Raw genomic sequence first — 14,848 nt, 5'->3', positions numbered from 1 at the left:
ACAAAGCAACGAAAAGCCCCGGCAGATGCCGGGGCTTTTGTTGGCTGTCTCATTCGTTACCGCTCGGGGTCGAAATCAGGCTCCTGAGCGTAGCCATAGAGCGTCTGGCGACGCTGTTCGCGGAAATCCTCGAGCAGCTTGGCATAACGCCGCGGCGTCTCCTTGCCAGCCTGGGTGACCACGTGCAACGTCTCATGCACCGTATGCGGCAGCATCAACTCCTTGACTTGGCGCTGCCAAGGCGAAGTCTCAAGCACCAGACGAGGCACCACGGTAAAACCCAAGCCACGCGCCACGGCGTCGAGTACCAGCGAGACCTCATTGGTAAAGCCCTGCAGCGGCAAGCGGTTCATGCCGCGGAATTCATCGGGGAAATTGGCCCGTAGCACCAGACTGGCGTGATGGATGCCGTCAGAGTAGTTCATAAAGCCAAGCCCGGTCAGATCATTGAGCGTGGTGCCGGTAAAGTCCGCAGGCACCAATAAGCACAACGGCTCCTGATGCCAGGGCTCGAAGCGTAGATCGGGATGCTTGGAGAGTTCGGTCACGATTCCCAGATCGTAATGACCGGCTAGCAGGCCCTGAACGATCTCATGATTGAAGGCAAAGCTGTAGCTCACCGTAAGCCCGGAATACATCTGCTGATAGCTGAGCAGAAAGGGGTAGAACATCCCGCCCACACTTCCGGGCGAGGCGATTCGGCACTCGCCGGAGTCGAGGGAGTCGTTATCCAGGGAGTGGCGGAAGTGCTCGTGCTCCGCAAAGAGCTTGATTGCATACTCATGGGTACGCCGGCCCTCCTCGGTCAAGGTGAACTTCCGGCCGAAGCGGTTGAGCAGTGATTTATCGAGATACTGCTCGAGCTTGCGAATATGCTGGCTGACCCCGGGCTGCGTCATGTCGAGGCGACGCGCCGTCTGCGTAAAGCTGCCGGTTTCGACCAGCGTGATAAAGGTACGAAAGTACTGAGCGTTGAACATGGCGCAGCGGCTGGCTCACTGGCGATGGAAAGAAGTGTCGAATCACATGTCTGCGATTCTAACAGATTTCAGCCAGTTACGCAGCGCTACGGCATTACCGGCAACCATGTTAGATGTTAGCATCGCCCTCAATAGACACGACGCAGCATGACAAGGAAAGCCTCCATGCCAGAAACCATCTCCACCATCATCTCGCCGGAGGGCAGCCTGGAAGTCCTCTCCCAACATGAGGTCAACCGGCTGCGCGACACGTCGACCAGCGGTCTGCATGAACTGCTCAGACGCTGCGCCCTGGCCGTGCTCAATTGCGGTAATCCCACCGACGATGGTCGCGAGGTCATGGAAACTTACCATGACTTCGATATCGAAGTGATCCAGCAGGATCGCGGCATTCGCCTCAAGCTGACCAATGCTCCCGTCGATGCCTTCGTGGATGGCAAGATGATCCGCGGCATACGCGAGCTGCTCTCGTCGGTACTGCGCGATATCGTCTACGTCTACAACGAGATCCAGACCCAGAAGCGTTTCGATTTGGACACTGGCGAGGGGACCACCAATGCCATTTTCCATATCCTGCGCAAGGCCGGCGCCCTGCAGCCCTCCCGCGACCCCAGCCTAGTGGTCTGCTGGGGAGGACACTCGATCTCCCGCGAGGAGTATGAATATACCAAGGACGTTGGCTATCACCTCGGGCTACGCGAAATGGATATCTGCACCGGCTGCGGGCCTGGGGCCATGAAGGGGCCAATGAAGGGAGCCAACGTGGCCCATGCCAAGCAGCGCCGCAGGCATGGGCGCTATCTTGGCATCTCCGAGCCTGGAATTATTGCCGCCGAATCGCCCAACCCGATCGTCAACGAACTGGTGATCATGCCCGACATCGAGAAGCGCCTGGAGGCCTTCGTGCGCGTCGCTCACGGCATCATCGTCTTCCCCGGTGGCGTAGGAACCGCCGAAGAGATTCTCTACCTGCTCGGCATCCTGCTGCATCCCGACAACCGGGAGATGCCCTTCCCGGTGGTGTTCACTGGCCCGGCCAGCTCGGCCGACTACTTCAAGCGCATCGATGAATTTCTCGTCTATACCCTTGGCGAGGAGGTCCGGGAGCTCTATCGCGTCCATATCGACGATCCCGAGGGCGTCGCTCGTACCATGCGTTACGGGATCGATGAGGTCACCACCTTCCGGCGCACGCATCACGACGCCTTCTACTATAACTGGCGCCTGAATATCCAGCGCAACTTCCAGGAACCCTTCGAACCGACCCACGAAGCGATGGCCGGACTTGCGCTACATCACGGCCAGCCGGTACACGAGCTGGCCGCCAATCTCAGGCGCGCCTTCTCCGGGATCGTCGCGGGCAACGTCAAGGAGCCGGGCATTCTCGCCATTGAGGCGCACGGCCCTTTCCGCTTGCATGCCGAGCCAGAGCTGATGACTCGCCTTGATGACCTGCTCAACTCCTTCGTCGCCCAGGGGCGGATGAAACTGCCGGGCACCCGCTACATCCCTTGCTACGTACTGCAGTAGCCGCCTTACGCCAAAAACGCCCCTTTCGGGGCGTTTTTTTCGATTTCATTCAGGCTCGCGCCGCCACCACAGCACCATGACATGCAGGAGAAGCCCAAGGGTCGCGCCATGCGAGAGAGCGATCTCCCACCCCACCCAGGCACTGAACAAGGCGTGCCAGAGGCTCATGGCCGCAAGGCCGGCCAGAAGAGACAATCCCAAGCGCTTCAACAGACCGGGCGTGCGTCGCTTGCCCTCGGAAGAGAGCAGGCGCCAATGAACGATGACCACTGCCGTCACCACTGCGGCCATCATCAGTATCAGCGATAGTCGGGTCTCATGCCCGCCTGCCAGGTAGCGAGGCAAGGAGGCCAGAAACACCGCCAGCAGGCCAAGCATCACACTCAGGCGTTGCGGATTCGCTGTCGCCACGTCAATCGACCTTCAACCGTTGTTCTTCGATCCACGCCTCGGCCCACGGCAACGCGGCATCATCGGCCATGAAGGTCTCCATGGCGTCCACTTCCAGGCGCTCGCCAAGCCGCTGGGCACCCAACTCATGAAGAAGCGCATCCAGACTACGCCCAGCACCGCAAAAGGTATCGCCATAGGAACTATCGCCCAAGGCAATCACGCCATAGCGAAGCGATGCAAGCGAAGGGCTTCGATCATTCAGCGCCCGCGTCAGCGGCACGAGCCCCCCCGGGTAGTCACCGCTTCCCGTCGTGGAGACGCAGAACAGTGCCAGATCGGGGGCGTCATCGATCAGATCATCCAGTGTCGGCTGCTCCAGTATCTCGACCTGATAGCCCGCCTGCTCGAATAGCGGCTTGACCTGATCGGCGACATCCAGTGCGCCGCCATACATGGTGCCTACGAATATCTTGAGTTTAGACATGGCCTTGCTTTGCTTGGGAAATTTAGTCGGATACTAGCATAACCCGTGCGCTTGCCGTATCAGTGAGCAGCAAGTTCTTCTCTCCTAAGAGCATGTGCCATCTAGTCTCGAAGCGCTGCACTGTCGACACACGACGGTTATAATGGCGCTTTGGCCTCAGGGAGCAGCCATGCAGGAGATCATTGACGGATGGGTCACCCCGCTACTCATCGGCGGTCTGATGCTTTTCATGTGTTTCATCATTTTCGACCTGGCCCGCAAGTCAAAAGCCGGCAAGTTCGGCACACTGATGCTGTTCCTGGTGCTTGGCGCCGGCATGCTGGGCTACCTCTTCAAGGTAGTGATCACCTACCTGATGGAGAGCGCTGGCGGCGTCTAGCCATGTGACAAGCGGCAAGCAAAAAAACGATACCCCGCCAGGGCGGGGTATCGTCATTTCAACACCAGCCTTCAAGGGTTGAAGGCTCAGATATCGGGTGTCCCCTCGAAGCCTTCGACCCGACTCTTGAGCTTCTGTCCGGGACGAAAGGTGACGACTCGCCTGGCAGAAATGGGAATCTCTTCCCCCGTTTTGGGATTGCGCCCCGGCCGCTCGCGCTTGTCGCGCAGATCGAAGTTGCCGAAACCGGACAACTTGACCTGTTCGTTTTCACGCAGGCAGCCGCGGATTTCCTCGAAAAAAGCCTCTACCATCGTCTTGGCCTCACGCTTGGATAGGCCTAGTTCAACGTGCAGGTGCTCTGCCAATTCTGCCTTGGTCAACGCCCCCATGATGTTCCCCTCGTGGTGGACAGTCGCAATCCCAAGCGTCGAATGACGCTACCCTCGTAGTTCCGCGCCTAGACGTTGTCGAGACTCGGTGACGATTGCATCAACTAACTGATTGATTTCGTCGTCATTGAGCGTGCGCGAAGGATGCTGCCAGGTCAAGCCCAAGGCGACACTCTTACGACCATCGGCGACCCCCTGCCCCTGATAGACATCGAAGAGATTGAGTTCGGACAGCCATTCGCCGGCTTGCTCATGCAGGCAATCGAGCAGTGCCTGGACCGGTTGATCCTCATCCACCAGCATGGCGAGATCGCGACGCACTTCCGGGTAACGCGACAGCGCCTGGAATACCGGTAAGATACCCTGTCTCAGTGCATCTAGGCGCACTTCGAACAATACCGCATCATGCCTTAGCCCTAGCTGGCTACGCACTGCGGGATGCAGGGTACCGATCCAGCCCGCCTCTTCGCCGCGATAGAGCAGCCGTGCCGTTTGGCCTGGATGTAGCGCCGAGTGCTGCGCCGGCTCGAAGCGCCATGCCGACGCATCGCCCAGAGCCAGCAGGCTCTCGAGATCACCTTTCAGATCGAAGAAATCGACACTGGCACGACTCGCCGTCCACCCTTCGGGGTCTCGGCTTCCGCACACCAAGGCACCCAGCATCGCGGTCTGTTCGAGCTGATCGAGATCACCGCGAAACACCAATCCCGTCTCGAACAGGCGCACACGACTCTGCTGACGATTGAGATTGTGCTCGAGCGCCTTGATCAGCCCAGGAAACAGACTGTAGCGCATCACCGCCATATCGCTTGAGATAGGGTTGGCGAGAGTCGGCGATACCACCTCGGGATGCAACGCCTTCTGCAAATCCGGTGCCACGAAGCTGTAGGTGATCGCCTCCTGATACCCAAGCGCCACCAGTTGGCGGCGGATGCGCGCCAAGGGCTGACGAGTTTCGTCATCGGCACGCAGGCCAAGTCGTGCTGCCGGACGGCGGACCGGCAAGCGGTTGTAGCCGTGAATACGTGCCAGCTCCTCGATGAGATCCTCCTCGATGGAGATATCGAAGCGCCAGCTCGGGGCGATCACGTTCCAGCCCTTGGCATGCCCTTCTACCTGCATCCCAAGACGCGTAAAGATATCCTCCACATCGGCGGGACTCATGGTCATCCCAAGCGCCTGCTTCAGGCGCTCCGCGCGCAACGAGACACGGCGCGTCTTGGGCAGATGCTCTTCACTTGCCACCTCTATCAGCGGGCCAACCTCCCCACCGGTGATCTCAAGCAGCAGCTGGGTGGCACGCTCCGCCGCCTGGCGAGCCAGCAGCGGATCGACACCACGCTCGAAGCGGTGCGAGGCGTCTGTATGCAACCCGTAATGGCGTCCCTGGCCAGCGATCGCCAGCGGTGAGAAAAACGCTGACTCGAGGAAAATATCGTGCGTCTCGGCATTGACCCCCGAGTGCTCGCCCCCCATGACACCAGCCATGGCCAAGGCGCCACGCGCATCGGCAATCACCAGGGTATCGTCACGCAGCGCGATCTCCTGGCCATCGAGCAGTACCAGGCGTTCGCCAGGTGTTGCCAGGCGCACCTCGATGCGTTCATGAATGTTGGCCAGGTCAAAGGCGTGCAGCGGCTGCCCAAGCTCGAGCATCACATAATTGGTCACATCCACGACCGGATCGATGGCGCGCACACCACTTCGGCGCAGCCGCTCGACCATCCACAATGGTGTCTCAGCCGTGACGTCGACACCCGTGATCACGCGGCCAACATAGCGCGGACAACGCTCGGCATCCAACACCTGCACGGGCAGCGTACGCTCGTGTGTCGCTGGCACGGCCTCGATCTCGAGCCCGGTCAGTGCCAGGCGGTTGAGTACGCCGACCTCACGCGCCATCCCCATGACGCTCAGACAATCCCCTCGGTTGGGGGTCAGGTCGACCTCGATGGTGCTGTCCTCGAGGCCCATCCAGCGACGAAAATCATCACCCACCGGCGCGGTGAAGGGCAGCTCGAGAATACCCTCGGAGGTCTCTTCGGCCATGCCAAGCTCGGAGGCCGAGCAGATCATGCCCCGCGACTCGACACCACGCAGCTTGGCCTGCCTGATCGCGAAGTCGCCAGGCAACAGCGCGCCGACGCGTGCAAAAGGCACCTTCTGGCCCACTTCGACATTTGGCGCACCACACACGACCTGGACAGGCTCGTCACTGCCATCGTCGACAAGACAAACATTTAGCTTGTCGGCATCGGGGTGTGGCCGCTTCTCCCTCACCTCGGCCACCACCACGCCGCTGAACGCTGCCGCCACACGCTCCACAGCATCGACCTCAAGGCCTGCCATGGTGATCTGATCGGCCAACACCTGGGTCGTCATGTCAGGATCAACCCACTGACGCAGCCACTGTTCGGAAAATTTCATGAAAGATCCTGTCTCCTGATAGCGGACAAAGCGACGCTCAGTTGAACTGACGCAGGAAGCGCAGATCGTTGTCGAAGAACAAACGCAGGTCATTGACCCCATAGCGCAGCATGGCCAGACGCTCGGCACCCATGCCGAACGCAAAGCCTGTATAGCGCTCAGCATCGATTCCCGAGTGGCGGAACACCTCCGGGTGGACCATCCCGCAGCCCATCACCTCCAGCCAACCACTGTGGGAACAGACGCGACAGCCATCACCGCCACACATCACGCACTGGATATCGACTTCTGCCGAGGGCTCGGTGAAGGGAAAATAGGAGGGGCGAAAGCGCACCGCGAGTTCGTCACGCTCGAAGAACGCCTTTAGGAAATCCTCGATGGTTCCCTTAAGGTCGGCAAAACTGATTTTCTCGTCGATCAGCAAACCTTCGACCTGGTGGAACATCGGCGTATGAGTCAGATCGGAGTCGCTGCGATAGACGCGTCCCGGGCAGACGATGCGAATCGGCGGCTCCTGGGACTTCATGGTGCGCACCTGGACCGGTGAGGTATGGGTACGCAGCAGACGTGTGGCATCGAAGTAAAAGGTATCGGCCATCCCCCGCGCCGGATGGTGGGCAGGAATATTGAGCGCTTCGAAGTTGTGGTAGTCGTCTTCGATTTCCGGTCCCACCGCCACATCGAAACCGATCCGGGTGAATAGCCCCTCGATACGCTCAAGCGTACGCGTGACAGGGTGGAGACCGCCGCTGCCTTGACCACGCCCAGGCAGGGTGACATCCAACCGCTCAGCGACGAGGCGAGCGTCCAGCGCTTGCTGCTGCAGCCACTGCCGGCGGGTATCGAGCTCACCACCCAGTATCTGCTTGGCCTCGTTGATCCGTTCGCCCGCGGCCGGGCGCTCATCGGCCGGCAATTTACCCAATCCCTTGAGCAGGGCCGTTATCTCGCCCTTCTTGCCAAGATAACGTACCCGCACGTCATCCAGCGCTGCCATGTCCTGGGCGCCTTCGATGGCAGCTCGTGCCTCGGCGACCAGAGTGGGAAGATGGTCCATCCGTTGAGCTCCGAATACTGTTGGCCTAACAAGCCAAATCAGGGTCACATAATAAAAACAGGGGAAGAGCGGCTGCTCTTCCCCTGCGACGTTCACGTCACGCGTCGATGCCCACCTACCTGTGGCGGCATCGGCACCGTCACTTACTGAGCAGCCTTGGCCTTTTCGACAATGGCAGCAAAGGCAGCTTTTTCGTGAACGGCGAGATCGGCAAGAACCTTACGGTCGATCTCGATGCCGGTCTGCTTCAGGCCCGCGATGAAACGGCTGTAGGACATGCCGTTCTGGCGAGCTGCCGCGTTGATACGCGCAATCCACAGCGCCCGGAATTGGCGCTTGCGATTGCGACGGTCGCGATAGGCATACTGGCCTGCCTTGATGACCGCCTGCTTGGCAACGCGGAATACACGCGAACGAGCGCCGTAGTAGCCCTTGGCGAGTTTCAATACTTTCTTGTGACGGCGACGTGCGACGACGCCACGCTTGACACGAGACATAGCTTTCTCCTGACGTGATTAGTAGTCGACCAGCTTACAGATTCGGCAGCATGCGCTGAATCAGTGCCTTGTCAGCTTCGTGTACCTGTTTCATTCCACGCAGGTGACGCTTCCGCTTGGTGGACTTCTTGGTCAGGATGTGGCTACGGAAAGACTGCTTGTGCTTGAAGCCATTAGCGGTCTTCTTGAAGCGCTTTGCAGCGCCACTGTTACTCTTGATTTTCGGCACGAGAAAAACTCCGCTCGATATTTTCAGAAAACCCAAGGCCGGTAAGCCAAGCCTGCGCTAGGTAGGCTCGCTTACCCGTTAACCTGCCCGCGGGTCACTTCTTCTTGGGGGCAAGAATCATGATCATCTGGCGCCCTTCCATCTTGGGGAAGGACTCCACATTCGCCAGCTCGTCGAGATCGGCGGCAACACGCTCCATCAGCTTGCGGCCGATATCCTGGTGTGCCATCTCACGACCGCGAAAGCGTAGCGTAACCTTGCCCTTGTCGCCACCTTCCAGGAAACGAATCAGGTTCTTCAACTTGACCTGATAATCGCCCTCGTCGGTGCCAGGACGGAATTTGACTTCCTTGACCTGGATCTGCTTGGTCTTCTTCTTCTGAGCAGACTTCTGCTTCTTCTGCTCGAAGACGAATTTGCCGTAATCCATGATCTTGCAGACGATCGGATCGGCGTTGGATATCTGTACGAGGTCCATACCAGCGGCTTCCGCCTGCTCGAGGGCTTCACTGGTGGGCACGACACCCAACTGCTCACCCTCGGCGCCAATAAGACGGACTTCGTCTTCGCTGATACGCTCGTTCATTGGGGGGCGCTTGTCTTGGGGACGCCCGCGTTGAGTATTCCGCTTGATCGTTACATCTCCGTATTGGTTGACGTTGTATTACACGCGCTCGGCAATGAGCCGGGACATGAGGTCTTCGACCTTCATCGTGCCGAGATCCTCACCGCTGCGAGTGCGCACGGCAACAGCATCGGACTCGACTTCCTTGTCACCCACTACCAGGAGATAAGGAACTTTCTGCAACGTATGCTCCCGGATTTTAAAGCCGATCTTCTCGTTCCTCAAGTCCGCCTTGACGCGCAAGCCGATTTTCTGCAGCCGCTGTTCCAGATTATGGGCATATTCGCGCTGCGAATCGGTGATATTGAGCACCACGGCCTGGGACGGCGCCAGCCATAGCGGCATCGCTCCTGCGTAATGTTCGATGAGAATACCGATGAAGCGCTCCATGGAGCCAACGATGGCGCGATGGAGCATCACCGGCGCCTTGCGATCGCCCTCCTCGGTGACGTACTGCGCCCCGAGCCGAGTCGGCATCATGAAGTCGACCTGCATGGTGCCGACCTGCCATTCGCGACCCAGGCAATCCTTCATGTGATATTCGATCTTGGGACCATAGAAGGCGCCCTCACCCGGCAGCTCCTGCCACGTGACATCGCACGCGGCCAGCGCTGCACGCAGTGCCTCCTCGGCACGATCCCAGACATCGTCGCTACCAAGGCGTTTCTCGGGACGCAGCGCGATCTTCACCGCGATGTCGTCAAAACCGAAATCGCCATACACCTTCAATGCCTGGCGATGGAAGGCAGTGACCTCAGACTCGATCTGCGCCTCGGTACAGAAGACGTGACCGTCGTCTTGGGTGAAAGCACGCACTCGCATGATACCATGCAGCGCGCCGGACGGCTCGTTACGGTGACAACCGCCGAATTCGCCGTAACGGACCGGCAGCTCCCGATAGCTGCGCAACCCGGAGTTGAAGACCTGCACATGCCCCGGGCAGTTCATCGGCTTCAGCGCATATTCTCGCTTCTCCGATTCAGTGAAGAACATGTTCTCGGCGTAATTGTCCCAGTGACCGGACTTCTTCCACAGCGACACATCCATGATCTGAGGACAGCGAATCTCCTGGTATCCACTCTCCTTGTAGACGTTACGCATGTACTGTTCGACGGCCTGCCATAGCGTCCAGCCCTTGGGGTGCCAGAACACCATGCCAGGCGCTTCCTCCTGCATATGGAAAAAGTCGAGCTTGCGCGCCAGCTTGCGGTGATCACGCTTCTCCGCCTCCTCGAGACGATGCAGATAGGCCTTGAGCTGCTTCTTGTCGCCCCAAGCGGTGCCATAGATACGTGTCAGCATCGGCTTGCTGGAGTCACCGCGCCAGTAGGCGCCGGCAAGCTTGGTCAGCTTGAAGGACTTGAGATGGCGAGTGTTGGGCACATGGGGCCCCCGGCACATGTCAGTATACTCTTCATGGTGATAGAGGCGAATCGTCTCCCCCTCGGGTATCTCACTCACGATCTCCTGCTTATAGGGTTCATCGCGCTGGCTGAACGTCTCCAGCGCCTTGCCTCGCTGAACGTATTCACGCACGACGTCATACTCTTGCGAGATCAGCTCCTGCATGCGCTTCTCGATGGCACCCAAGTCCTCTGGCGTCACCGAATGGCCGAAATCGATATCGTAATAGAAGCCATCGTCGATGACCGGTCCGATCGCCATCTTGGCATCAGGATAGAGCTGCTTGACCGCGTGCCCGATCAGGTGAGCGCAGGAGTGGCGAATGATCTCGAGCCCCTCCTCGTCACGGCTGGTAATGATCGCCACCTGGGCATCGTGATCTATCGTGTCGGCGGCATCGACCAGCATGCCATCGATCTTCCCCGCCACGCAGGCCTTGGCCAAGCCCGGTCCTATGGATTCGGCCAGCTGCATGATACTGAGTGGAGAGTCGAAGGTTTTCTGAGTGCCGTCAGGCAAAGTGACGATGGGCATTAAAAATCCTTAAGCACAGTGGTGATCCATACCAGGGATCACATGTTGCAATGGGTATATGAAAAACAGCAAATAGCGGGTTGCATCCAGCGGGGCAGCGTAACAGAAGCACACGACGCTTCGCCACACCCCAAAACCAGCAGGGGCGCCATATGGCGCCCCTGCTAGGCATCGCTGCTCGAAGAGCGGCGATAGTTATTGACGATCGATTTCGACGCGACGGTTTTCTGCACGGCCTTCCGGCGTATCGTTGCTGGCAACCGGACGCTCTTCACCATAGCCCGTAGTATTCATACGGTTCGGATCGATGCCTTGGTTGACAAGGTAAGCCTTGACGGAATCCGCACGGCGCTGAGACAACCCAACGTTGTACTGCGGGTTACCAACGGAGTCGGTATGGCCTTCGATGCTGACACGCAATTCGGGGTTTTCACGCAGACGATGAGCCACTTCGTCCAGCATCATGCTGGCCTCGGGACGCAGGTCAGCAGAGTCGAACTCGAAGTTGACTTCGCTGCTCAGCACAACAGGCTCGAACTCGGGCTCTGGCGCAGGTTCAGGCATCGGCTCGGGAGCCGGTGCCGGAGGCGGCGGAGTCGGTTCAGGGGTGCGATCGGCACACAGCAGAGCGCCAATGGCAGCACCTGCAGCGCCACCTACAGCCGCCCCGGTCTCTTCATCGGAGCTACCGCTTGTGGCATAACCGATGCTGCCGCCGATCAGACCGCCAGCCAGACCACAGACAGCTGGATGCTGATACCAGGCGCCACCTCCAGTGGTAGTAGTGTTAGCTGTCTGGCCCGCAGGCTGACCACCGGTAGGGCCAGATGCCGCACAGCCGGACAACCCGATTACCAGGGCGGAACCGAGTAGAAAGCCAGTCGTTGATTTTTTCATGTAAGACTCCTTCTTAACACAACGCTAGTCGTAACGAATTAGTTACACAGCAGGTCCCTATCCAACAGAACCCCGAAAGCAGACCAATCGTAGCTGGCCCTGCTAAAAAAAGGAAAGCACATTTACGCCATTTCGGCTAGTGCTCATATGCTGTGAGGCTTGGTCACATTAGATGCAAAGACTCTCCCCAGCACATGCCAATTCAGCCTCTATTTAATGCCACACTCAAGTAAATTATACAACATGGAAAGAGAAATTAACCCTTGTATAGCATTGAGAGAAGGTTCCGCACTCGAAGTCAAGTACGTCACAGAGCCAATCTGCAATGTCAATACTTGCTTTTAGGCCAGTGTAACGTGAAGTCCCGCACCGCCTTAGCAGCCTTCTTCAAGGATTCCTCATGCTCGGACTCGACATTTAGACGCTCACGATCCTCCTTGAAGCGTTCTCGAGGCGTTAATGCCTTGCGTGACGAATGAGTATGAAGATGTTGCGTCAACTCATGCACTTGAGCGAAAACCTGAAAATGCTCTCGCTCAAGCAGGACGGGGTCGATGATTTCAAGCAATACCTTACATCGCAACGCACCTTCGGTGAGATTGAGTTGATCCTTCAACATCCCATCGGCTATCGCATCCAGGCTCATTAGACACTGCTCGTGGGCACGACGCACTTCATCCTCTCTAAACGCATCGCGACGCCTCACTTCCTTCCACAACGTCCAGGCATAGACGGCAAGGGCAATGATGGTGGCGACGGCCACAACTGTAATGACGATCAATAGCGTCGAATTCATATCAATAATCCACAAGAAACGTCGTTGCAGTATACGCGCCTCAATCGTCCCTCCCAACGAGGCTATTCTCATGCGCCTTGTGCCACTCTCCCGAGCGAGGCACAGGCGACAAAGGAAAGGTTCGACGCCTTGCGCTTGTATCGAGGCATGTCAAGCGTCTGACATGCAATATCGCACTACCAACCCGCTCCAGCACCGCCTGTCCCGCAGCACTCTCCCATTCGGCCATCGGAGAAAAGCGTGGATAAATATCACCCTCTTCCTTCGGCAACCCAACAATTGAGTGCACTTCCGGCAGTGCACTATGCATAGGGCAGACGTAAGAGCCAGCGTTGCGTCACTGCATCGAGATGTGAGCGGCTGACCAGCACACGGGGAGAACAGCGGGCATCCACCGCTATCGGCGACCACTGGCCATGTCAATGGCATCAAGCGTCTACTTTTGCCCCTCCCACCCCAAGTAGTCATGATCGCGCGTGCGGCTAGCCAAAGTCTGCGTAACGCATTGCGCGAAAGGAGAGATTCCATCAATATCCCCTGCCGAATGACAATGACCGTCTGCAAGAAAATATGCTGCTCATGGCAGATGCTAGACTAACTTTTGTCCGTTCAGCCTAGGCCATCGAGATAGACCAACTAGATAATAAAAGCACTACGATATCAGTCACCCTCACCGCTAGCTACGCTAGGGAGATTCAATGTCATCCCCTACATCGCAAACGAACGCTCCTCCCCCCAACAATGCTGCCATGGCCGCGCGCATAGGTTTATGGCTCGGCCCGGCATGGCTACTACTGACAATCGTGTTACCAGCGCCGGCAGGCATGTCGGAAACGGCCTGGCTATGTGCCGGGTTGGGCCTGCTCATGGCGACATGGTGGTCGACGGAAGCCATTCCCATTCCGGCGACCTCGCTGCTGCCCATGGTACTGATACCGGCTCTCGGTATCGGCAGTATAGGCACTGCCACAGGCCACTATGCCAACCCCATCATCTATCTCTTCCTCGGCGGCTTTCTGCTCGGCATCGCCATGCAGCGTTGGGAGTTGCACCGCCGTATTGCATTGATTGTTCTCAAGCTCGTGGGATATCAGCCGAGGCGACAGATCGCTGGTTTCATGCTGGCCACGGGTTTTTTGAGCATGTGGGTCTCCAATACCGCCACCGCGATCATGATGCTTCCGATCGGCATTTCGGTGGTCAATCTGCTGGGAGACAACGACCCACGGGAGCTTTCGCGCTATGCCACGGCACTGCTGCTGGCCATCGCCTACTCGGCCAGTATCGGCGGTGTGGCGACACTCATCGGCACGCCTCCCAATGCACTGCTGGCGGGGTATTTGAGCGATAGCCGCGGCATCGACATCGGCTTTGCTCAGTGGATGCTGGTAGGACTTCCCATCAGTGCGGTGATGATGCTCGCTGCCTGGTGGTGGCTGACCAGAACCGGCTTCTCGCTCGATGCCGGCAGCAATGGCGGCGACATGATCAACGAAGAGCTGAATAAACTGGGTCCCATGACCTCGGCCGAGAAGCGCGTCGGTGCCGTTTTCCTGCTAGCCGCCCTGGCGTGGGTCTTTCGGCCATTGATCAACGATGCGGGACTCGACTGGTTGTCGGATACCACCATCGCCATCGCCGCCGGCTTGAGCCTGTTCCTGCTTCCGAGCGGCAATCAGCCCGGTGAGCGCATTCTGGTATGGGACGACACCAAGAATGTTCCTTGGGGCATTCTTCTGCTATTCGGTGGCGGCCTTGCGCTTGCTGGTGCAATCAGCAGTTCGGGACTGGCCGAATGGATTGCCGAGCAACTGGGCCTATTTGGCGCATTGCCGATACTGCTCATGGTGGCGCTGGTAGTGCTAGTGATCATCTTCCTCACCGAGGTGACCTCGAATACCGCAACCGCGGCCGCGTTCCTTCCGCTGCTGGGCGCCCTGGCGCTTTCGATGGACATGTCGCCGTTGCTGATCACGGTACCTGCCGCGATTGCGGCAAGCTGTGCCTTCATGATGCCTGTAGCAACGCCTCCCAATGCGATCGTATTCGCCACGGGGCATATGAAGATCCAGTCCATGATCAAGGCGGGGTTTGCCTTGAACATCATGAGCACGATCATCGTTACGCTAATGGCTTATTTGCTGATAGATCTGCTCTGGTGAAATGACAACGTACTAAAAAGGTCGGCAGTGCCGACCTTTTTATCGTCCTAACACCGCACCAT

15 protein-coding genes are annotated in these 14,848 nt (G+C 58.3%); 3 read left to right on the top strand and 12 right to left on the bottom strand.

The genetic code is table 11. The features are described 5' to 3' along the window. Window positions 1–56 precede the first annotated feature (56 nt). A complete protein-coding gene (locus HJD22_RS13795) occupies window positions 57–980 on the bottom strand; it encodes a LysR family transcriptional regulator (RefSeq protein WP_208656449.1) in 924 nt (307 codons plus the stop codon). A 165-nt stretch (window positions 981–1,145) separates the two neighbouring features. Here HJD22_RS13795 and ppnN point away from each other — a divergent pair, with 165 nt between their 5' ends. Further along, window positions 1,146–2,510 (top strand): nucleotide 5'-monophosphate nucleosidase PpnN, encoded by a 1,365-nt coding sequence (gene ppnN / locus HJD22_RS13790; RefSeq protein WP_283101672.1) that lies wholly within the window; start codon window positions 1,146–1,148, stop codon window positions 2,508–2,510. A gap of 45 nt (window positions 2,511–2,555) precedes the next feature. On the opposite strand, the gene HJD22_RS13785 is transcribed toward ppnN, so the two are convergent. Both HJD22_RS13785 and HJD22_RS13780 read right to left on the bottom strand, forming a co-directional pair. After that, the gene (locus HJD22_RS13785) at window positions 2,556–2,921 is read right to left on the bottom strand and encodes a hypothetical protein (protein WP_248730261.1); all 366 of its coding nucleotides are present in this window, start codon (window positions 2,919–2,921) and stop codon (window positions 2,556–2,558) included. Between the two features lies 1 nt (window position 2,922). Further along, window positions 2,923–3,387, bottom strand: coding sequence for a flavodoxin (locus tag HJD22_RS13780; RefSeq protein ID WP_208656450.1), 465 nt, complete (start codon window positions 3,385–3,387; stop codon window positions 2,923–2,925). A gap of 169 nt (window positions 3,388–3,556) precedes the next feature. On the opposite strand from HJD22_RS13780, the gene HJD22_RS13775 reads away from it, so the two are divergent. Continuing rightward, on the top strand, window positions 3,557–3,766 hold the full coding sequence (locus tag HJD22_RS13775; protein ID WP_208656451.1) for a DUF2788 domain-containing protein: 210 nt from the start codon (window positions 3,557–3,559) through the stop codon (window positions 3,764–3,766). 86 nt (window positions 3,767–3,852) lie between these two features. Here the strand turns inward: HJD22_RS13775 and ihfA are convergent, their stop codons facing one another. The 9 genes from ihfA to HJD22_RS13730 form a co-directional block, all read right to left on the bottom strand. Then, window positions 3,853–4,158: an integration host factor subunit alpha gene (ihfA, locus tag HJD22_RS13770; RefSeq protein ID WP_208656452.1), complete on the bottom strand. Its 306-nt coding sequence runs from the start codon at window positions 4,156–4,158 to the stop codon at window positions 3,853–3,855. Between the two features lie 48 nt (window positions 4,159–4,206). Beyond that, window positions 4,207–6,585 (bottom strand): phenylalanine--tRNA ligase subunit beta, encoded by a 2,379-nt coding sequence (pheT, locus tag HJD22_RS13765; protein ID WP_208656453.1) that lies wholly within the window; start codon window positions 6,583–6,585, stop codon window positions 4,207–4,209. Between the two features lie 37 nt (window positions 6,586–6,622). Further along, window positions 6,623–7,642: a phenylalanine--tRNA ligase subunit alpha gene (pheS, locus tag HJD22_RS13760; protein WP_208656454.1), complete on the bottom strand. Its 1,020-nt coding sequence runs from the start codon at window positions 7,640–7,642 to the stop codon at window positions 6,623–6,625. 143 nt (window positions 7,643–7,785) lie between these two features. Next, a complete protein-coding gene (gene rplT / locus HJD22_RS13755; protein ID WP_208656455.1) occupies window positions 7,786–8,139 on the bottom strand; it encodes a 50S ribosomal protein L20 in 354 nt (117 codons plus the stop codon). 34 nt (window positions 8,140–8,173) lie between these two features. After that, window positions 8,174–8,368 (bottom strand): 50S ribosomal protein L35, encoded by a 195-nt coding sequence (gene rpmI / locus HJD22_RS13750; RefSeq protein WP_208656456.1) that lies wholly within the window; start codon window positions 8,366–8,368, stop codon window positions 8,174–8,176. Between the two features lie 94 nt (window positions 8,369–8,462). Continuing rightward, a complete protein-coding gene (gene infC / locus HJD22_RS13745; protein ID WP_302051034.1) occupies window positions 8,463–9,002 on the bottom strand; it encodes a translation initiation factor IF-3 in 540 nt (179 codons plus the stop codon). A gap of 30 nt (window positions 9,003–9,032) precedes the next feature. Continuing rightward, the gene (thrS, locus tag HJD22_RS13740) at window positions 9,033–10,931 is read right to left on the bottom strand and encodes a threonine--tRNA ligase (RefSeq protein WP_208656458.1); all 1,899 of its coding nucleotides are present in this window, start codon (window positions 10,929–10,931) and stop codon (window positions 9,033–9,035) included. A 195-nt stretch (window positions 10,932–11,126) separates the two neighbouring features. Next, entirely contained in the window at window positions 11,127–11,828 is a 702-nt protein-coding gene (locus tag HJD22_RS13735; RefSeq protein WP_208656459.1) for an OmpA family protein, read from the bottom strand. A 328-nt stretch (window positions 11,829–12,156) separates the two neighbouring features. Further along, a complete protein-coding gene (locus tag HJD22_RS13730) occupies window positions 12,157–12,624 on the bottom strand; it encodes a DUF2489 domain-containing protein (RefSeq protein WP_208656460.1) in 468 nt (155 codons plus the stop codon). Window positions 12,625–13,322: 698 nt separating this feature from the next. Here HJD22_RS13730 and HJD22_RS13725 point away from each other — a divergent pair. Next, window positions 13,323–14,786, top strand: a complete 1,464-nt coding sequence (locus HJD22_RS13725) for a DASS family sodium-coupled anion symporter (RefSeq protein WP_208656461.1) — start codon at window positions 13,323–13,325, stop codon at window positions 14,784–14,786. Window positions 14,787–14,848: the final 62 nt, after the last annotated feature.

This window comes from Halomonas sp. TA22 (genome assembly GCF_013009075.1).
In the GTDB taxonomy this organism is placed as follows: Bacteria; Pseudomonadota; Gammaproteobacteria; order Pseudomonadales; family Halomonadaceae; genus TA22.
The sequence above is the reverse complement of the archived record's forward strand: the minus strand, read 5'-3'. Positions and strand labels throughout refer to the sequence as shown.

What these genes read in the sequence shown, in the direction of transcription:
- HJD22_RS13795 (WP_208656449.1), bottom strand. Translation starts at nt 980, where the DNA reads ATGTTCAACGCTCAGTACTTTCGTACCTTTATCACGCTGGTCGAAACC.
- ppnN (WP_283101672.1), top strand. Translation starts at nt 1,146, where the DNA reads ATGCCAGAAACCATCTCCACCATCATCTCGCCGGAGGGCAGCCTGGAA.
- HJD22_RS13780 (WP_208656450.1), bottom strand. Translation starts at nt 3,387, where the DNA reads ATGTCTAAACTCAAGATATTCGTAGGCACCATGTATGGCGGCGCACTG.
- HJD22_RS13775 (WP_208656451.1), top strand. Translation starts at nt 3,557, where the DNA reads ATGCAGGAGATCATTGACGGATGGGTCACCCCGCTACTCATCGGCGGT.
- ihfA (WP_208656452.1), bottom strand. Translation starts at nt 4,158, where the DNA reads ATGGGGGCGTTGACCAAGGCAGAATTGGCAGAGCACCTGCACGTTGAA.
- pheT (WP_208656453.1), bottom strand. Translation starts at nt 6,585, where the DNA reads ATGAAATTTTCCGAACAGTGGCTGCGTCAGTGGGTTGATCCTGACATG.
- pheS (WP_208656454.1), bottom strand. Translation starts at nt 7,642, where the DNA reads ATGGACCATCTTCCCACTCTGGTCGCCGAGGCACGAGCTGCCATCGAA.
- rplT (WP_208656455.1), bottom strand. Translation starts at nt 8,139, where the DNA reads ATGTCTCGTGTCAAGCGTGGCGTCGTCGCACGTCGCCGTCACAAGAAA.
- thrS (WP_208656458.1), bottom strand. Translation starts at nt 10,931, where the DNA reads ATGCCCATCGTCACTTTGCCTGACGGCACTCAGAAAACCTTCGACTCT.
- HJD22_RS13735 (WP_208656459.1), bottom strand. Translation starts at nt 11,828, where the DNA reads ATGAAAAAATCAACGACTGGCTTTCTACTCGGTTCCGCCCTGGTAATC.
- HJD22_RS13730 (WP_208656460.1), bottom strand. Translation starts at nt 12,624, where the DNA reads ATGAATTCGACGCTATTGATCGTCATTACAGTTGTGGCCGTCGCCACC.
- HJD22_RS13725 (WP_208656461.1), top strand. Translation starts at nt 13,323, where the DNA reads ATGTCATCCCCTACATCGCAAACGAACGCTCCTCCCCCCAACAATGCT.